This is a genomic window from Agrobacterium albertimagni AOL15 (assembly GCF_000300855.1).
In the GTDB taxonomy this organism is placed as follows: Bacteria; Pseudomonadota; Alphaproteobacteria; order Rhizobiales; family Rhizobiaceae; genus Allorhizobium; species Allorhizobium albertimagni.
This window is the reverse complement of sequence record NZ_ALJF01000023.1, coordinates 59213-77546: the sequence shown is the minus strand read 5'-3', so window position 1 is coordinate 77546 and position 18334 is coordinate 59213. Positions and strand designations below refer to the sequence as shown.

At 61.5% G+C, this 18334-nt stretch carries 17 protein-coding genes; 8 read left to right on the top strand and 9 right to left on the bottom strand.

Annotated elements, in window-relative coordinates; translation table 11 throughout:
- Window positions 1-14 precede the first annotated feature (14 nt).
- The 3 genes from QWE_RS22210 (at window position 15) to QWE_RS22200 (ending at window position 2491) form a co-directional block, all read left to right on the top strand.
- Window positions 15-599 (top strand): nitroreductase family protein, encoded by a 585-nt coding sequence (locus QWE_RS22210; protein WP_006728429.1) that lies wholly within the window; start codon window positions 15-17, stop codon window positions 597-599.
- Window positions 599-1207, top strand: coding sequence for a flavin reductase family protein (locus QWE_RS22205; protein ID WP_006728428.1), 609 nt, complete (start codon window positions 599-601; stop codon window positions 1205-1207). Before QWE_RS22210 ends, QWE_RS22205 begins: the two co-directional genes overlap by 1 nt.
- Before the next feature lie 144 nt (window positions 1208-1351).
- Window positions 1352-2491: a DUF2336 domain-containing protein gene (locus tag QWE_RS22200; RefSeq protein WP_006728427.1), complete on the top strand. Its 1140-nt coding sequence runs from the start codon at window positions 1352-1354 to the stop codon at window positions 2489-2491.
- 4 nt (window positions 2492-2495) lie between these two features.
- Here the strand turns inward: QWE_RS22200 and QWE_RS22195 are convergent, their stop codons facing one another.
- From QWE_RS22195 to parE, 3 genes are all read right to left on the bottom strand, one after another.
- Window positions 2496-2909, bottom strand: coding sequence for a hypothetical protein (locus tag QWE_RS22195; protein ID WP_006728426.1), 414 nt, complete (start codon window positions 2907-2909; stop codon window positions 2496-2498).
- Window positions 2910-3045: 136 nt separating this feature from the next.
- Window positions 3046-4248 carry an AI-2E family transporter gene (locus tag QWE_RS22190; protein ID WP_040300897.1) on the bottom strand — a complete coding sequence of 401 codons (1203 nt, stop codon included), beginning with the start codon at window positions 4246-4248 and terminating at the stop codon, window positions 3046-3048.
- A 90-nt stretch (window positions 4249-4338) separates the two neighbouring features.
- Window positions 4339-6393 carry a DNA topoisomerase IV subunit B gene (parE, locus tag QWE_RS22185; RefSeq protein ID WP_006728424.1) on the bottom strand — a complete coding sequence of 685 codons (2055 nt, stop codon included), beginning with the start codon at window positions 6391-6393 and terminating at the stop codon, window positions 4339-4341.
- A 223-nt stretch (window positions 6394-6616) separates the two neighbouring features.
- Between parE and QWE_RS22180 the strand changes: the two genes are divergently transcribed.
- The 5 genes from QWE_RS22180 (at window position 6617) to QWE_RS22160 (ending at window position 11216) form a co-directional block, all read left to right on the top strand.
- On the top strand, window positions 6617-7492 hold the full coding sequence (locus tag QWE_RS22180) for an alpha/beta hydrolase (protein WP_167539710.1): 876 nt from the start codon (window positions 6617-6619) through the stop codon (window positions 7490-7492).
- Between the two features lie 143 nt (window positions 7493-7635).
- On the top strand, window positions 7636-8406 hold the full coding sequence (tpiA, locus tag QWE_RS22175; RefSeq protein WP_006728422.1) for a triose-phosphate isomerase: 771 nt from the start codon (window positions 7636-7638) through the stop codon (window positions 8404-8406).
- Between the two features lie 108 nt (window positions 8407-8514).
- Window positions 8515-8895 carry a preprotein translocase subunit SecG gene (gene secG / locus QWE_RS22170; RefSeq protein ID WP_006728421.1) on the top strand — a complete coding sequence of 127 codons (381 nt, stop codon included), beginning with the start codon at window positions 8515-8517 and terminating at the stop codon, window positions 8893-8895.
- A 133-nt stretch (window positions 8896-9028) separates the two neighbouring features.
- Window positions 9029-10666: a CTP synthase gene (locus QWE_RS22165; RefSeq protein WP_083872989.1), complete on the top strand. Its 1638-nt coding sequence runs from the start codon at window positions 9029-9031 to the stop codon at window positions 10664-10666.
- A 106-nt stretch (window positions 10667-10772) separates the two neighbouring features.
- On the top strand, window positions 10773-11216 hold the full coding sequence (locus QWE_RS22160; protein WP_006728419.1) for a hypothetical protein: 444 nt from the start codon (window positions 10773-10775) through the stop codon (window positions 11214-11216).
- 12 nt (window positions 11217-11228) lie between these two features.
- Here QWE_RS22160 and QWE_RS22155 read toward each other — a convergent pair whose 3' ends face one another.
- The 6 genes from QWE_RS22155 to gltA all read right to left on the bottom strand — a co-directional run bounded on the left by QWE_RS22155 (window position 11229) and on the right by gltA (window position 18211).
- Window positions 11229-12443, bottom strand: coding sequence for a molybdopterin molybdotransferase MoeA (locus tag QWE_RS22155; protein WP_006728418.1), 1215 nt, complete (start codon window positions 12441-12443; stop codon window positions 11229-11231).
- Window positions 12443-12940: a cyclic pyranopterin monophosphate synthase MoaC gene (moaC, locus tag QWE_RS22150; RefSeq protein ID WP_006728417.1), complete on the bottom strand. Its 498-nt coding sequence runs from the start codon at window positions 12938-12940 to the stop codon at window positions 12443-12445. Before moaC ends, QWE_RS22155 begins: the two co-directional genes overlap by 1 nt.
- On the bottom strand, window positions 12937-13752 hold the full coding sequence (gene trpC / locus QWE_RS22145) for an indole-3-glycerol phosphate synthase TrpC (RefSeq protein ID WP_006728416.1): 816 nt from the start codon (window positions 13750-13752) through the stop codon (window positions 12937-12939). The genes moaC and trpC overlap by 4 nt, the downstream gene beginning before the upstream one ends.
- A gap of 16 nt (window positions 13753-13768) precedes the next feature.
- Complete coding sequence (trpD, locus tag QWE_RS22140) at window positions 13769-14785, bottom strand: anthranilate phosphoribosyltransferase (protein ID WP_006728415.1); 1017 nt, start codon at window positions 14783-14785, stop codon at window positions 13769-13771.
- Window positions 14786-14810: 25 nt separating this feature from the next.
- Window positions 14811-16700, bottom strand: coding sequence for a peptidylprolyl isomerase (locus QWE_RS22135; protein ID WP_006728414.1), 1890 nt, complete (start codon window positions 16698-16700; stop codon window positions 14811-14813).
- Between the two features lie 221 nt (window positions 16701-16921).
- The gene (gene gltA, locus QWE_RS22130) at window positions 16922-18211 is read right to left on the bottom strand and encodes a citrate synthase (protein WP_006728413.1); all 1290 of its coding nucleotides are present in this window, start codon (window positions 18209-18211) and stop codon (window positions 16922-16924) included.
- Window positions 18212-18334 lie beyond the last annotated feature (123 nt).

Genomic DNA, 18334 nt, shown 5'->3' with positions numbered 1-18334 from the left:
AAGGTAACAAGAAAATGAAAAAAGACATCAAGCTGCTCGATTATCTCGCAGTTCGCCGCTCCGTGCCCGCTTTTCAGATGTGCGAGCCGGGTCCGGACAAGGCGGAAATCGAGTCGATTCTGACACTGGCGGTCCGCGTTCCCGATCATGGCAAGATCGCCCCCTGGCGCTTCATCGTCTATCGTGGCGAGGAACGCGCCCGGATCGGCGAAGAACTGCTGAAGATGGCGCTGGAGAAGAACCCGGGTCTCTCCGAGGAGATGATCCAGGTCGAACGCGCGCGTTTCACCCGGGCGCCAGTGGTCATCGCAGTCATCTCGACGGCTGCCCCGCATGCGAAGATCCCGGAATGGGAGCAGGTCATGTCCGCCGGCGCCCTCTGCCTCAACCTGCTGATGGCGGCCAATGCCCATGGCTACGTCTCGAACTGGCTGAGTGAATGGTTCGCCTTCGACGAGCGCGCCCATCCGCTTCTCGGCGTAAAGGCCGGTGAAAAGGTGGCGGGCTTCATCCATATCGGCTCGACCGAGTTTCCGATCGTCGAGCGTCCGCGTCCGGCGCTGGAAGATCTCGTCTCCTGGCAGGGTGGCGAAGACTGATGTTCTACGACACCGAAACGAATGCCCACGGCATGGCACACGATCCCTTCAAGGCGATCGTGGCGCCGAGGCCCATCGGCTGGATTGGCACGAAGGGCAGGGACGGCATCCGCAATCTTTCCCCCTATTCCTTCTTCAATGCCGTCGGCGACAGACCGAAGATGATCATGTTCTCGTCGAGCGGCCGCAAGGACAGCCTCAGAAACGTCGAGGAAACCGGCGTCTTCACGGCGAGTTTCGTAAGCCGGACATTGATGGACAGGATGAACGAATCGTCGGCCGCCGTTGCCTACGAGACGGATGAATTCGAGCTTGCGGGTCTGACCCCGGCACCTGGCCACATCGTCGACGCGCCCTTTGTCGGCGAGGCGGTGGCAGCGCTCGAATGCCGGGTCACCAAGGTTCTGACCTTGCCCGACATGGACGGGAATGACACTGACAGCCATGCCGTCTTCGGCCAGGTCGTCGGAATCCACATTGCCGAAGAGGTCATCCGCAACGGGCGATTCGATCTGGCAGCTGCCGACCCCATCATGCGTCTCGGCTATATGGACTATGCCGGCATGGGGCCCATCTTCGAGTTGAAGCGGCCGAGCCAGAGAACCTGAGCAAGCCGCGACGCGGTCTTCGCTTTGCTGAACGGGTCGGGCTTCGTGGTTAATGAACGTGGTGAACGTTTCTTAAACACTTTGATCCTACTGTCGAAACACTGAATGCTTCGGGTTTTGTACAGGTGGCGAGTGGGTTCGACTTTGATCGTTGCAGCTTTTCTCAGATGGGTCGAAACGGCAAAGACGCAGGAGCGGGCACGTGCGGCAAACGCGCTCGCTCGGGCTTACCTCAAGTCCGACATGGCGCCGGACGAACGCCAGTCAGCCCAGATGGCGATGACCTATCTGCTAGATGATCCGGCACCGCAGGTGCGGCTCGCGCTCGCCGATATTCTGGCCCGCGAAGAATGTGCGCCACGGGCATTGATGGTGTCTCTCGCCGAGGATCAGCCGGAGATCGCTTCGATCGTCATTCTGTGCTCGCCAGTGTTGTCGGATGCCGATCTGGTCGACATAGCCGGCCGCGGCACCGTCGAGACGCGTGCTCTGATTGCTGCCCGTAGCGAAGTGAGCGTTGGCGTCGCAGCGGCGCTGGCCGAGATTGGCGATGCAGCCGAACTCGAGGTGCTGCTGGAAAATCCCGGTGCCCGCATCACCTCGTTCACACTGCGCCGCATTGCGGAGCGTCACGGCCACAGCGAACGCATCCGCGCCCTTCTTCTGGATCGTGACGATCTGACTAGCGGTGTGCGGCAACTGCTCGTTCAGTTCGTCACAGAAGCGCTTGCAGGCTCGGATCTCGTGATCGGTGCCATCGGCAGCCGTCGTATTGAGCGCATCGCGCGTGAAGCGGGCGACAGCGCCACCATTGCACTACTCGCCGACGTTCATGGCGACGAACTCGTGCGTCTGACAGAACAGCTTCGCGTCGCCGGGCGCCTGACGCCCGCTTTCCTGATGCATGCGCTGTGTGCTGGCCGGACCGACTTCTTCTCCAGTGCAATCGTTGCGATTTCCGGTCTCGACGAGCGCCGCGTGCGCTCGATCCTGGCAACCGGTCGATTCCATGCCGTGCGCGCACTTTTGGAATCTGCCGGCCTCGGTCGAGATGTCAGCCCGCTTTTCGTCGAGGCTGTCATGCTGTGGCGGGGGCTCATCCAGTCGGCGAGCGGCTTCGACCTCGATCACATCGCCCACCGCCTGGTGCAGCGTTATCGCGGGGACAGCAATCTGAGCGAACCCGCAACAGCACTCGTCGACATGATCGAACGGCTCGCCATCGCGGAAGAACGTCGACTGGCGCGGGATTACGCCTCCGGTTTCGCGCTCGCTGCAGCCTGAGCCGTCAGGGCACGATCTTCTTCGCAACCCACGAATAGCTTTCCGACACGACGTGGATCGGCTTTTCGAAGATCATCTTGATTGCGGCCTTGCCGGGCAAGACCTCGCGGACCGCATCGACCGCACGGTCCTTCAGCGTCCGCTCCTGTTCTGGCGTCGGTGCCGCAACCGCAGCAGCATTGTTCTCGTTCTCCGCTGATTGAGCAGCCAGTGCCTCGGTAATGTCAGGTGGAGGCATCTGGCAGACGGCAACGGCCGTGGGGTAACCGATATTGCCGTAGCGTCCGAGCACCTGCTCCGATGCGGCGTTGCACAGCTCTATCGACACAAAGCGTTCTGCCGGCGTCTCGACGAACTCGCATTGGCTGACACTGTCGTCGCAGCCGAGAATCGTCATCATGATCAGTGCAGTCTTCATCGCAAGGGGCTCCCGTCGGGGTCGTTGGCCGTCAGACGAAACAGAATGATTGGAGCCGAAGCAAGGCAGGAGGCCGATGTCTCATCGACATAGGCTTCAAGGTGCGAGGAGTGACGTCTTGAACCCGCAGATCGTGCTAGGCAGCCGAGATCCGCTTGGCTTCAAGCTCCGATTCGGTGAAGAGATCGAGTTCCCCTTGTTCCTCCGAGGGAAGGGCCTCATCCGAAAGCTCGACCTCGCGGATCCACTCGCGCCAGATGGACACCAGCAACGCCATCAACACCGGACCGATGAAAAGGCCCAGGAAGCCCATGGTTTTCACGCCTCCCACCAGACCGAAGAAGGTCGGCAGGAACGGTAGCTTGATCGGGCCGCCGACGAGGCGGGGACGGACCGTCTTGTCGACGATGAACAGTTCGACCGAGCCCCAGATGAAGAGAGCCACGCCCTCGATCGTCGCGCCGCTGGCGACGAGATAGATCGAGACCAGCGTAAACGAGAGCGGCGCGCCGCCGGGTATGAGAGCCATAATGCCGGTGATGACGCCCAGCGTGACAGGAGAGGGAACGCCGGCCAGCCAATAGGCGATGCCGAGGATGATGCCTTCGCCGATGGCGATCAGTGTCATCCCGGTGACGGTTGAGCTTATCGTGGCGGGCACGACGCGCGAGATCCGCTCCCAGCGATTGGGAAGGATGCGTTCGCCGAGCAGGTCCAGCTGCCGGGCGAAGCTCTGGCCGTCCCGGTACACGAAGAACAGCGCAATCAGCATGAAGAGCAGGGTCAGCAGCAGATGGAACAGGCCATCGCCGGCTGCGACCACGGCCCGGTAGATATTGCCGATATTGGCGCCGCTGACGATCTGGATCAGTTCGCCGATGGCGCCAGGCTGCCCGACATGCTCCGTCCATTTCAGTGCCAGCCAGTCGCCGACGCGCGGCAGTGCCGCAATCCAGGCGGGCGGCGGAGTGCCCGTGGTATTGGCCTCGACGGCCCAGGTGATCCATTGCCGGATTTCTTCGATAGCGTAGGAAATCGCGATGCCGATCGGCACGATCAGGAATGTCAGGATGAACAGCAGAGCAAGCGTCGCGCCGAGCGTCGTATTGCCGCCGATGCGGTCGAGAAGCCCCCGGTAGAGCGGCCAGCTTGCAAAGGCGATCACGAGTGCCGCCAAGACTGGCACGACAAAGCCGTGAAAGAAGTAGATCGCCGCTATACCGATCAGCACCAGCAGCCAGCGCGCCACCGAGATCGGCGTAATCAGCGCGATACGATTGGCCGTCGCCTGACCGAGCCAACGTGGCCCCTTCGACGTCTGAATTTCAGCTTGGCTCACGATCTGGAATGTCCCGTTAAAGCTGCCCTGCATATGGCGCATTATCGCGCTGGAAACAAGCGGCGGCCCGGAAGTCATCGTGTCCATGCTTCAGATGTCGAGGTTCTCGGCGAAGGCGGCGCGCTCCTGGATGAAGCGGAAACGGGCCTCGGGCTTCGTCCCCATCAAGGCGTCGACTGCGTCCCGCGTGCCCTCGAAGTCGACGTCATCAATGCCGACCCTAAGCAGCGTCCGCTTGCTCGGATCCATCGTCGTTTCCTTCAACTGCGCCGGCATCATTTCGCCAAGGCCTTTGAAGCGCCCGATTTCGACCTTCTTGCCCTTGAAGACCGTCTCCATCAGTTCGGCGCGGTGGGCGTCGTCGCGGGCATAAACGGTCTTCGCCCCCTGTCGAATGACGTAAAGCGGTGGAACGGCGAGATAGAGATGGTTGCCTCGGATGAGTTCGGGCATTTCCTGATAAAAGAAGGTGATCAGCAGCGATGCGATATGCGCGCCATCGACGTCGGCATCGGTCATCACGATGATGCGTTCGTAACGAAGGTCTTCCTCGCGATATTTTGTCCGCGTACCGCAGCCGAGCGCCTGAATGAGATCGGCGATCTGCTGGTTGGCCATCAGCTTTTCGCGGCTGGCTGAGCCGACGTTGAGGATCTTACCGCGCAGCGGCAGGATCGCCTGGTTGGCGCGGTTGCGCGCCTGCTTGGCCGAGCCACCGGCCGAGTCACCCTCGACGATGAAGAGTTCGGCGCCTTCTGCCGTGTTCTGCGAGCAGTCGGCGAGTTTGCCCGGCAGGCGCAGCTTGCGCACGGCCGTCTTGCGATTGACTTCCTTTTCCTTGCGCCGACGCAGACGCTCTTCCGCGCGCTCGATGACCCAGTCGAGGAGCTTTGCCGCCTCATTGGGATTGTCGGCGAGGTAATGGTCGAAGGGGTCGCGAAGAACGTTTTCGACAAGACGCTGGGCCTCGACGGTCGCGAGCTTGTCCTTGGTCTGGCCGACGAATTCTGGCTCGCGGATGAAGACCGACAGCATGCCGACAGCGGAGATCATCACGTCGTCGGTGGTGATCTCCTTGGCGCGCTTGTTCTGCGTCAGTTCAGCGTAGTTCTTCAGGCCCTTGGTCAGCGCAATGCGCAGGCCAGCCTCATGCGTGCCACCCTCGGGTGTCGGGATCGTGTTGCAGTAGGAGTGCAAAGCCGGATCGCCACCATACCAGGTGACCGCCCATTCCATCGCGCCATGGCCGCCGGTCTTCTCGGTCTTGCCGGCGAAAATCTCGCGGGTGACGGTGAACTCCTTGCCGAGCGTCGCGGCCAGATAGTCCTTCAGGCCTCCGGGGAAGTGGAAGACGGCCTTCTCCGGGATGTCGCCACCCTCGGGCACCATGCCGGGATCGCAGGACCAGCGGATCTCGACGCCACCGAACAGATAGGCCTTCGAGCGCGCCATCCGGAAAATCCGGCCGGGATCGAACTTCGCATGATCGCCGAAGATCTGCGGGTCGGGGTGAAAGCGCACACGCGTGCCGCGTCGGTTATGCACTTCGCCCAGTTCTTCGAGCCCGCCCTGCGGTACACCGCGCGAAAAAGTCTGGCGATAGAGCTTGCGATTACGAGCGACTTCGACCTCAAGCAGGTCGGAGAGTGCGTTGACGACGGAGACGCCGACGCCGTGGAGACCGCCTGAAGTCTCATAGGCCTTGCCGTCGAACTTACCGCCGGCATGCAGCTTGGTCATGATGACTTCGAGTGTCGACTTGCCCGGGACCTGTGGATGCAGTTCGACCGGGATACCGCGACCATTATCCGTGACGGTCAGAAAGCCCTGAGTATCGAGATGCACGTCAATAAAGTTGGCGTGGCCGGCCACCGCTTCGTCCATCGAGTTGTCGATGACTTCGGCAAACAGGTGGTGCAGCGCCTTTTCGTCCGTGCCGCCGATATACATCCCCGGACGCATACGCACCGGCTCGAGGCCTTCGAGAACACGAATGGAGGACGCACCATATTCCTCGCCACCCGCACTCGAAGCAGGGGCAGCCGGTCGCGCGGCGGGCGCGGGCGCAGGGGTCGGCGTCGTCACGGTTTCCGTCTCGACCTTCTGGGCGAGCGGCATGCCGGAAAAGAGATCGTTGTCGTCCATGGCGTCGTTCGATACTCTGTTGCTGTTCGATGCCGGCTTCGCGGCACCTTCATAAAGCCGCCGCATCAGGCCAGTCGCATCTGCGAATCGGTCGGATTGTGCCAGAAAGGCAGGGCAGGCGCGAAGGACCAGAGAGCCGGCGCATGTTGAATTCGGGCCAGCTTTGCGTGGCGCATTTCGCGAAGGCAAGCGTGAGCCGAGAGGAAACCCATCTTCCATGCAGATGTCCACAGCTCATTTCCGCACTGCGGCGATTTCCTGCGTTCTCTTTCCGTTTCTGTTCCTGTCGAGTGCCAAAGCCGACACCATCGCACCATTCAAGGATGAGCTGTTTTCGAACCAGACGGTGCTGGAAAGTGGAGACAGCGGCGATTTCACCCGCATCGATTATGACGAGATGCGCGACATCAACGGTCGCGACAGTATCCCTGAGCGTCGCGTGAAGGAGCGCTATGTTTCGCTGAAGGTACGCAGGGTCCAGGAGAACCAGACACTGCAGCTCCCGACCGGGCCGATGGAGGTCGGACGGGTCGGCCGTGACCAGGGCCAGGCCTTCACCGTGATCTTCATTCACGGCAGGGGCGGGGACAGACGCCTTGGCCTGAACGACATCAGCTTCGGCGGCAATTTCAACCGCCTGAAGAACCTCGCTGCCGAAAACGGCGGCACCTATTACGCGCCTTCTGTGAGAAGCTTCGACGACAAGGGGGTAAGCGAGGTCGCGTCTCTTGTTGCCTACGCCTCGGCCCAATCCGGCGGTAAGCCCGTGGTGCTCGCCTGCGCTTCCATGGGCAGCTTCATCTGCTCGGGCGTGTCGAGGGACCCGGCAACCGTGGCGAAGCTCTCAGGCATGGCGATCCTCGGCGGTGCGCCGGATCCGGCACTGTCGAAGAGTGCCGCCGCCAAGGCCAGGCTGCCGATCTGGTTCACCCATGGCAGCCGCGACAGTGTCTACGCGGCCGAAGACCAGGTTTCCATCTACAGGAAGCTCCGCGCAGCCAGTCAGCCGGTACGCTTCACTCTGTTCGAGACCGGATCGCACGGGACGCCGGTGCGTATGTCGGATTGGCGTGCCCTCCTCAATTGGCTCATCCGCTAACGGGTTGGTCTGCCGGTTATCCAGGCGGGCAGGGTTCACATTTTCACCATGTCGCCCGATAAACGGGCCAATCGGATAGCGCAATCTTTCCTTCTGGGCTCAGATTTGTTACTTCGCACAAGCGAAATAGGGGGTAAGACGATATGACACCGGATGTTCGCCCGCTTGTTGCGGGCAATTGGAAGATGAACGGCACACGAGCCTCGCTCGATCAGATCAAGGCGATTGCTGAAGGTGTCCAGGGGCCGCTGTCCGAGAAGGTCGAAACCCTGATCTGCCCGCCGGCAACGCTGCTTTACGTCGCGACCGCGCTGTGCACCGACAGCCCCCTCCAGATCGGCGCCCAGGATTGCCATCAGAATGCTTCTGGCGCTCATACGGGCGATCTCTCGGCCGAGATGATCGCCGACTGCTTCGGCACGCATGTGATCGTCGGTCACTCCGAGCGCCGCACCGACCATGCCGAAACCGATCATCTTGTGCGCGCCAAGGCGGAAGCCGCCTATGCCGCAGACCTGACGGCCGTGATCTGCATTGGCGAGACGGCAGACGAGCGCAAGTCCGGTCAGACACTCGACATCCTCAAGCGTCAGCTTGCCGGCTCCGTCCCGGATGGCGCGACGGCAGAACGCACTGTTGTCGCCTATGAGCCAGTTTGGGCGATCGGGACCGGGCTAACGCCGACCGTTGCCGACGTGGCCGAAGCGCATGCTTTCCTGCGTGCCGAACTCATCAAGCGTTTTGGCGACGTGGGCAAGAAGATGCGCCTCCTCTATGGCGGCTCGGTCAAGCCGTCGAATGCGAAGGAACTGATGGCGGTCGACAATGTCGACGGTGCCTTGATCGGTGGCGCAAGCTTGAAGGCGGCCGATTTCCTCGCCATATACCAGGTCTATGAGGAACTGACCGCCTAAGGGGCAAAGTCCCGAAATGCGGAAGAGGGGCTTTCAATGCCCGTTCCTCTCATGTAAAGAGCCGCCAACCTCATTGATTTTGCCCTGATAGGGCAGGATGGACATTCCATGCAGACCGTATTGCTCGTTATCTATCTCATGGTCGTCGTCGCCCTGATCGGCGTCGTCCTCATCCAGCGCTCCGAAGGCGGCGGCCTCGGCGTCGGCGGCGGCTCGGGCTTCATGTCGGCACGCGGCACGGCCAATGCGCTGACCCGCACCACAGCAATCCTCGCGACGCTGTTCTTCGTGATCTCCTTGGCGCTCGGCATCCTGGCTCGTCATGAATCGCGTCCGACCGACATCCTTGACCGCATCCCGGCAGGCAACGGCACGACCCAGGGCGGCGGCAGCGTACTCGACCAGCTCCCGGGCACCGCACCGGCTCAGTCGACGCCTGCGGCACCTGCTGCTCCTGCAGCAGACCCCAACGTCGTTCCGAACAACTGATCGGAACGACTTCCATCACTCCGGCGGGCTCCAGGGTCCGCCGGTTTTCTTTTGTCCATATTCCGCCGATTCCACGAAAAATGTGGGACAAACCCGATTAGGGCTGGCGGAATCGAATCTGAAACGGTATCCGGTGAAGCCCATGGCGCGATATGTATTCATCACTGGCGGCGTGGTTTCCTCTCTTGGCAAAGGAATTGCGGCCGCGGCACTCGGAGCATTGTTGCAGGCACGCGGTTACCGCGTACGTTTGCGCAAGCTGGATCCTTATCTCAACGTTGACCCGGGCACCATGAGTCCGACTCAACACGGCGAAGTCTTCGTCACCGACGACGGCGCCGAGACCGACCTTGATCTCGGTCACTATGAACGCTTCACGGGGCGGTCGGCCACCAAGACCGACAACATCACCACCGGTCGCATCTACAAGAACATCATCGACAAGGAACGCCGCGGCGATTATCTCGGCGCAACCGTTCAGGTCATTCCCCACGTGACAAACGAGATCAAGGATTTCGTCATCGAGGGCAATGACGACTATGATTTCGTCATCTGCGAAATCGGCGGCACCGTCGGCGACATCGAAGCTATGCCTTTCATGGAAGCGATCCGCCAGCTTGGCAACGACCTGCCGCGCGGCACGGCCGTCTACGTTCACCTGACCCTGATGCCTTTCATCCCGGCGGCCGGCGAGCTGAAGACCAAGCCGACCCAGCATTCCGTCAAGGAACTGCAGGCGCTCGGTATCCATCCGGACATTCTTCTGGTTCGTGCCGACCGCGAAATCCCGCAGGCGGAACGCCGCAAGCTCTCGCTGTTCTGCAACGTGCGTGAAAGCGCCGTGATCCAGGCTCTCGACGTCGCCAACATCTATGACGTGCCGATGGCCTATCACAAGGAAGGCCTCGACAACGAGGTTCTGGCGGCCTTCGGTATCGAGCCGGCCCCGAAGCCACGTCTGGATGCCTGGGAAGAGGTCTGCAATCGCATCCGCACACCGGAAGGCGAAGTGACGATTGCAATCGTCGGCAAGTACACCGGCCTCAAGGACGCCTATAAGTCGCTGATTGAGGCGCTTTATCACGGTGGCATCGCCAACCGGGTGAAGGTGAAGCTCGAATGGATCGAGTCGGAAATCTTCGAAAAGGAAGACCCGTCGCCATGGCTCGAAAAGGTCAACGGCATCCTGGTGCCCGGCGGTTTCGGCGAGCGCGGCTCCGAGGGCAAGATCCTGGCGGCCCAGTTCGCCCGTGAGCGCAAGGTGCCATATTTCGGCATCTGCTTCGGCATGCAGATGGCCGTCGTCGAAGCGGCCCGTCATCTCGCCGGCATCGAGAACGCGTCTTCCACCGAGTTCGGCAAGACCGAAGAGCCGGTCGTTGGCCTTATGACCGAATGGATGAAGGGCAACGAGCTCGAGAAACGTTCGGCTGTCGGCGATCTCGGTGGCACGATGCGTCTCGGCGCGTACAAGGCCTCGCTGAAGAAGGGCACCAAGATCTCCGAGATCTATGGCTCGACCGACATCTCTGAGCGCCACCGCCACCGCTACGAAGTCAATGTCGACTACAAGGACCGCCTGGAAGCCTGCGGCCTAGTCTTCTCGGGCATGTCGCCGGACGGCCTTCTGCCGGAAACCGTCGAATATCCTGACCATCCGTGGTTCATCGGCGTTCAGTACCATCCGGAACTGAAGTCACGCCCGCTCGACCCGCATCCGCTCTTCGCGAGCTTCATCGGTGCGGCCCTCGAGCAGAGCCGCCTCGTCTGACCTTTGCCTTCGATACTGTTTGAGAAACCCGGCCTAGTGCCGGGTTTTTTTCGTTCAAGGCCTGCGCAAGGAACAACGTCTACTTCAGGTAGAGAAGGAGTTCGCTATGCGCATTTCAGACACAGGGCTTTATGTGCCGACGACCTACACCACCCGTAGCAAGCCTGCCCAGGAACAGCTGCCGACCACAGCGGCCGGGTCTCCAACAACCGCACAACGCACCCTGGAGCGAGACCAATCCGCCTCTGGCCTTGCCTCGAACCTCTGGCAGTTGCAGACGGGTGTGTATTCAAGCAAGGACGCCGCAGAGGCTGCCATGAAGCGAAATGATCTGCGTGCCGAATTCCTGGAGGAAAGCGCCAAAACGCCGGCCGAACGGATCCGTGACCTCTATTTGGAGGAGCATGAGCTTACGGAAGAGATGCTCGCCGAGATGCCGGAGGAGGATCGCAAGGCTGTCGAAGAGGAAATTGCGGCGCTGATCAAACGGCAATATGGACTGGAAGATACTGCAGCCGAGGAAGGCAAGACGATCGCCACTGGGGTCTGATCTCACGATCCTTCAGAGCCGTAGAAGCATCACCGGCACGGTCTCGCCGGCCTCTGCCGCCGGGGCATGGGGCGGCCGCACGATCAGGCAATCGGATTGCGAGAAGATCCGCATCATCGACGAATCCTGCTTGCCGAAGCTTTCGACCGAGGGGATCCCGTCATCCTGCTCCGTCAGCTTTGCGCGCACATAATCCTGCCGCTTGTCATTGGCGGGCAGAGCGGCCTGTAGCCGGGCTTGCGCCATGCGTCGGCGGGGCTTCCGGTGACCAAGCTTGCACAGCAGAGGTTCGAGAAAGAGAAGGCCGCAGACGAGGCTCGACACCGGGTTGCCCGGAAGTCCGAGCACATGCATGTTATCGAGACGGCCGACCATCAGCGGCTTGCCGGGCCGCATGGCAATACGCCAGAAGTCGAGCTCCATGCCGGCGGAAATTAGCGTGGATTGCACCAGGTCATGGTCGCCGACGGATGCTCCTCCGAGCGTGACGAGCACGTCGACACTGAGTCCGCGTGCCTGCTCCACAGCTTGTCGCAACAGCTCACGATCATCAGGCACGATGCCAAGGTCGATCACCTCGGCGCCATTCTCGCGCGCCAGTGCGGCGATCCCGAAGCTGTTCGAACCGATGATCTGGCTGGGTCCAGGCGTTTGTCCGGGCGGCAGTAGTTCGTCGCCCGTCGCAAGGATCGCAATCCGTGGGCGGCGATAGACGGGCAGTGTCGCATGGTTCATCGCGGCGGCCAGCGTCAGGTGGCTGAAGTCCATGTGCAACCCCGCAGACAGCGCGACATCGCCTTCGACGAAATCCTGCCCGCGCGGTCGAATGTGTCGTCCGACTGTGACGGCAAAGGTAGTGCGGATTCTGTTATCGCCAAGCGTTTCGGCATCCTCCTGCAAGAGGATGCTGTCGGCTCCATCCGGAACGGGCGCACCGGTGAAGATCCGCACCGCCTCGCCAGGTCCTACCGTTCCGCCAAAACCATGGCCGGCCGCCGATTCGCCAATGACCGTGAGGATACTGCCGACCTCTGCCGCATCGGCTGCACGCAGAGCATAGCCATCCATGGCGGAGGCATTGAAAGGAGGCTGTGTGAGGCGGGCGAGCAGATTGGTCGCGAGGATGCGCCCATTGGTGTCGTGAAGCGAAACCTGTTCGATATCGCTGACCGGGTGGGCCACGGCAAGCAGCCTTGCAAGTGCGTCCTCGACCGGCAGCAGCGACATCAGCCTCGCTCCGGGTGGCGGAAATCGCCCGATTTGCCGCCACTCTTCTCCATCACGCGGATCCCACCGATTTCCATCGTCTTGTCCACGGCCTTGGCCATGTCGTAGATCGTCAGGCAGGTGACAGAGACGGCCGTCAACGCCTCCATCTCGACGCCGGTCTTGCCGGTTAGCTTGACGGTCGCCGCGACGCGCAGCCCCGGCAGATCCGGGTCCTCCTCGATATCGACAGTCACCTTGGACAGCATCAGCGGGTGACACAGCGGAATGAGATTGCTCGTCTGTTTGGCCGCCATGATGCCGGCAATGCGGGCGGTGCCGATCACATCGCCCTTCTTGGCATTGCCCTCGCGTATCGTGGAAAGCGTCTCCGGCTTCATCTTCACGAAGCCTTCGGCGACCGCAATGCGAACCGTGTCATCCTTGGCCGAGACATCCACCATATGCGCCTCGCCGGAGGCGCCGATATGCGTCAGACCGCTGGACCCGGAAGTCATTCCGCAGCCAGCGCGCCGGTCTTGCCGGTCAAAAGCAGGCGGGTCGCCTCAGCGACATCGTCCTTGCGCATCAGGCTCTCGCCGACGAGGAAAGTCGTGATGCCCGACTTCTGCAGCCGCTGGCAGTCTTCATAGGTGAAGATGCCGCTCTCACCGACCAGCAGGCGATCGGCTGGAACCATGGCCGCGAGGTCTTCGCTGACCGTAAGGCTGACGTCGAAGGTCCGCAGATTGCGGTTGTTGATGCCGACGAGAGGCGACTTGAGCTTCAGCGCCCGTTCCATTTCCTCGGCATCGTGCACTTCGATCAGAACATCCATGCCGAGGTCGAAGGCAACGCTCTCCAGGTCCGCAGCCTCTGTGTCCGACAGCGATGCCATGATCAAGAGAATGCAGTCGCCACCCCAGGCACGGGCCTCGTAGACCTGATAGGCGTCGAACATGAAGTCCTTGCGCAGCGCCGGCAGCGAGCAGGCCTTGCGAGCGGCCGTGAGGTATTCGGGTGCCCCTTGAAAGCTCGGCATATCCGTCAGCACCGAAAGGCAGGCAGCGCCGCCGGCCTCATAGGCGGCCGCGAGTGCCGGCGGATCGAAATCCGGACGGATGAGCCCCTTGGAGGGGCTCGCCTTCTTGATCTCGGCAATGAGGCCGAACCGGCCTTCCTCCCGGGCACGCAGAAGCGATCGGTAAAAGCCGCGCGGCGCGTCCTGGCTCGCGATCCGGTCCTTGAGTTCCGACAGCGAGACGGCAGCCTTGGCAGCCGCAATTTCTTCCCGTTTGTAAGTTTCGATGCGCTTCAGGATATCGGTCATGGTCTGAAGTTTACCCTTAAGCGGCAGAGTTGGAAATGGTGATCAGCGTGTCGAGAGCCCGTGCCGCACTGCCCGTGTCCAGCGATTGGCTTGCGAGATGCATGCCCTCGGTCACGTCCTTTGCCTTGCCGGCGACAACGAGCGAAGCGGCGGCGTTGCAGAGTGCCACGTCGCGATAGGCGGTCTTGGCGCCACCCAGTACGTCCCGCAAAGCGGCTGCGTTAACAGTACCATCGCCACCCCTGATCGCGTCGAGAGAAACGGTCTCAACGCCAAAATCGTCCGGTGTCAGCTCGAAGGTCCGGATTTCGCCGTCCTTCAGTTCGGCCACCTGGCTCGGTCCGGTCGTGGTGATTTCGTCCAGCCCGCTGCCATGCACGACCCAGGCACTGGTGAGGCCGAGATCGCGCAACGCTTCCGCGCCGGGAACGAGCCATTCCGGCGAGTAGACGCCGAAGAGCTGCTTCTTGACGCGGGCAGGGCTCGAAAGCGGCCCGACGATGTTGAAGATGGTCCGCGCCCCGAGTTCGACGCGGGCGGGGCCTACATGCCGCATGGCCGGATGATGCAACTGCGCAAACATGAAGCCGATACCGGCCTCGCGGATGCAGCGCGAGATCATGTCCGGCTCGATGTCGAGTTTGACGCCGAGCTGCGACAGCGCATCGGCCGTGCCCGATTTCGAGCTCAGCGCCCGATTGCCATGCTTCGCAACTGGCACGCCGGCTCCGGCTACGATCAGTGCCGCCAGTGTCGAGATGTTGTAGGTATTGGTCCCGTCGCCGCCCGTGCCAACGATATCGATCGCATCCTCGGGAGCATCGACCGGCACCATCTTCTGGCGCATGATCGACACGGCCCCGGCAATCTCGTCAACGGTTTCGCCGCGGACCCGAAGCCCCATCAGGAAGCCGCCGACCTGCGCCATGCTGGCTTCGCCCGACATCAGGATTTCGAAGGCGTCGCTTGCTTCCTGCCGCGAAAGCGGCTGGCGCGTGGCGATCTTGGCGATGAAGGGCTTCAACCCGGACATTCTCTGCTCCCCCTCTGGCCGACGATTACCGGACGATGGCCTGCTGGGCCAGCGCCTGATTGATCGTCACGCCATATTCCGACTGAAGCTGACCGACCATCTGGTCGAGGATGTCATCGCCTGCGGAGTTCGCGACCTGAGCGATCTGCTCATCCTCATTGAGCGGCACGCCGCCGGTAGGCTGGTCACGGACGGCGGTGACCGTCAACAGGATCTGCGTCGAGGGATCACCGCCGGAAGCGGTCGCGACCGTGCCCTGCGGGCCAGAGAAGGCGGCCGTGATCGCTGTGGGCCCAAGAACCGCGTCTTCGGTGCGACGGGTGACACCAGCCTTGCTCTCGACCGCAAGCCCGAGTTCGGCCGCGACTTCTTCCAGAGTGCCGCCGTCTGCGACGCGCTGGCGCAGGCTCTCCGCCTTCGCACCGAGTGCTATGCGCTGCTGTTCTGCGGTCCAGTCGGCAATCGCCTTTTCGCGGACTTCGGCGAGTTCGCGATCGCGCTCGGCCTTGATGTCGGTGACGTCGAACCAGATGAAACCGTTATTGCCCATGGTGACCGGCAAGGCTTCGACACCGATTTCGGTGCGGAAGACGTCTGCGAGCAGTTTGTCCCGTTCAGGAATGCCGGCAACTTCCGTCTCGCGACTGTCGAGCCCGCGGCGGTCGATATCGGTGACGGTCACGGTCTGGAGCCTCAACTGGTCGGCCGCTTCCTTGAGCGTCGAGCCACCGGCCCGCAGATCTTCGAACTGGTCGTGGACCGATGTCAGGTCGGCGATCGCCGCCTGTTCGGCCAGCGCTTCGCGGATCTCTTCCTTCACCTCGTCGAGGCTCTGGGTGCGGCCTTCCTTGATATTGGTGACGCGCAGGATGACCGGGCCGAGAGCGCCGTCGACGACATCGGTGGTGCCGCCCTCGGCAGTCACTGCAAAGGCTGCCTCGGCAAGGGCCGGGTCAGGCAGACGGTCGCGGGTGAATTCGCCGAGCAGCACGTCACCGGCGGTCTTGCCCTGATCCGTGACGAGTTGGTCGAAGCTCGTGCCGCTCTGGAGTTCTTCAACCGCTGCTTCCGCCATTTCGCGGTTTTCGAAGCTCAACTGCTCGATCGTGCGTGTCCCGGCAATCTCGTAGGAGGACTTGCGGCGCTCGTAGTCTTCGCGAATCTGTTCGTCGGTGATGGAGGCCTTATCGGCAATGTCGGAGGGTTCCAGCTTCACATAGTTGAAGCTGCGATATTCCGGTGCGCGGTAACCGGACTTCGTCGTCTCGAACCAGGCTGCCAGGGTCGCATCATCAGGTGCCTTGATGAGCTCGATATTGGCATTGGTGAGCAGGATGTAGTTGATGTCGCGGTTTTCGTAGCGATAGGCCTTGATCGCGTCGATCAGAACCTTCGGTGCTACGAAGCCATCGGCAGTCGCGTCGACGATCTGGCTGCGGATGGCGACCTTGGAACGTTCCTCGATATAGTCGTCTTCGCGCAGCCCTGCATTGCGCAGACGCGAGGAAAACAGTGCGCGATCGAAACTTCCGGCAGAGTTCTTGAAGGCCGGATCATCCGCAATCAGCTGCGCCAGACGATCCTGGGAAAGACCGAGGTTCATGTCAGCAGCCAGCTGGTCGAGGGCAGCACCGGCGGCAAGCTGCGAGAACACCTGGGACTCGATGCCGAAGGCGCGGGCCTGTTCGGTCGTGAGCTGCATCCCGAACCGGTTGCTCATGTCGGCGACCTGCCGCTGATAGGCAAAGGCGAAGTCGGCCGAAGAGACGCTTTGATCGCCAACCGCAACGACAGTGTCGGACGTGTTGCTGAATAGCGATGCCGACACGCCCCAGACGCCAAAGGACAGGACGAGCAGCAGAAGCAAGATCTTGGCGAACAGGGTTCGGGAAGCTTTTCTCAAGAAGACGAGCATCGGGACGCATAAACCTCATTGTAAATCTTCGTCGGGGACGAAGCAGGTTGACTTCCTTAGAACAAAGCTCCGGGGAATTGAAGGCATCGGAGGGCGAAATGCGCCCCCATCACGGGGAGTTTGATCGCCGCCTGCGATAAGGGAGGCAATCAGCCTGTCGCCACAACGAAAGAAGGCCGGACAATGCCGGCCTTCTCGATACCTGAAGATGGAAGAAAGTCTCAGCGCTCGGAGAGCGCCTTGTAGTCGCGCTTCGGCTCGCCGGTATAGAGCTGACGCGGACGGCCGATGCGCTGCTGCGGATCCTCGATCATCTCGTTCCATTGCGCGATCCAGCCGACGGTGCGGGCAAGCGCGAAGAGAACGGTGAACATGGTCGTCGGGAAGCCGAGCGCACGCAGCGTGATGCCCGAATAGAAGTCGACGTTCGGGTAGAGCTTCTTGTCGATGAAGTAGGGGTCGTTGAGCGCGATCTTTTCCAGCTCGAGTGCCACCTTCATCAACGGATCGTCGCCATGGCCGGTCGCTTCAAGGACCTCGTACATGGTCTTCTGCATGATCTTGGCGCGCGGGTCGTAGTTCTTGTAGACGCGGTGACCAAAGCCCATCAGACGGAACGGATCGTTCTTGTCCTTCGCCTTGGCGATGTATTCCGGGATGCGGTCGACCGAGCCGATTTCCATCAGCATGTTGAGGGCTGCCTCGTTGGCGCCGCCGTGGGCAGGGCCCCAGAGGCAGGCAATGCCGGCCGCGATGCAGGCGAACGGGTTGGCGCCCGACGAGCCGGCAAGACGTACGGTCGAGGTCGATGCGTTCTGCTCGTGATCGGCATGCAGGATGAAGATGCGGTCCATGGCGCGCGCCAGAACCGGGTTCACCTGATACTCTTCGCAGGGAACGGCAAAGCACATGCGCAGGAAGTTCGATGCGTAGTCGAGATCATTCTTCGGATAAACGAAGGGCTGGCCGACATGATACTTGTAGGCCATGGCCGCGATCGTCGGCATCTTGGCGATCATGCGCAGCGAAGCGACCATGCGCTGATGCGGATCGGTGATGTCGGTCGAGTCGTGATAGAAGGCGGAGAGCGCGCCGACCGTGCCGACCATGACCGCCATCGGATGGGCGTCACGGCGATAGCCGGAGAAGAACTTGCTCATCTGCTCGTGCACCATGGTGTGGTGCGTGACGCGATAGTCGAAGTCCTTCTTCTGCGCAGCCGTCGGCAGTTCGCCGTAAAGCAGCAGGTAGCAGACCTCGAGGAAGTCACCCTTTTCGGCAAGCTGTTCGATCGGATAGCCGCGATGCAGCAGCGTGCCTTCGTCGCCGTCGATATAAGTGATCTTGGATTCGCAGGAAGCCGTGGACGTGAAGCCCGGATCGTAGGTGAACGTACCCGTGTGCTTGTAAAGGGCGCCGATGTCGATGACGTCAGGGCCGATCGTGCCGGCCTTGACGCTCAGGTCGACCGTCTTGTCACCGAGTTTCAAAGAAGCGCTTTTGTCCGTCATGCTGATCCTCCGGAATTGGCGGGAAGGCGTCTTGAAAAAGCCGCCATCGGTTAAGCGTGTGATGTAGCTATATGATACCGAAGTTAATGCCAAGCTATCCAAAGGGCAAATTGTGCGTCGCGA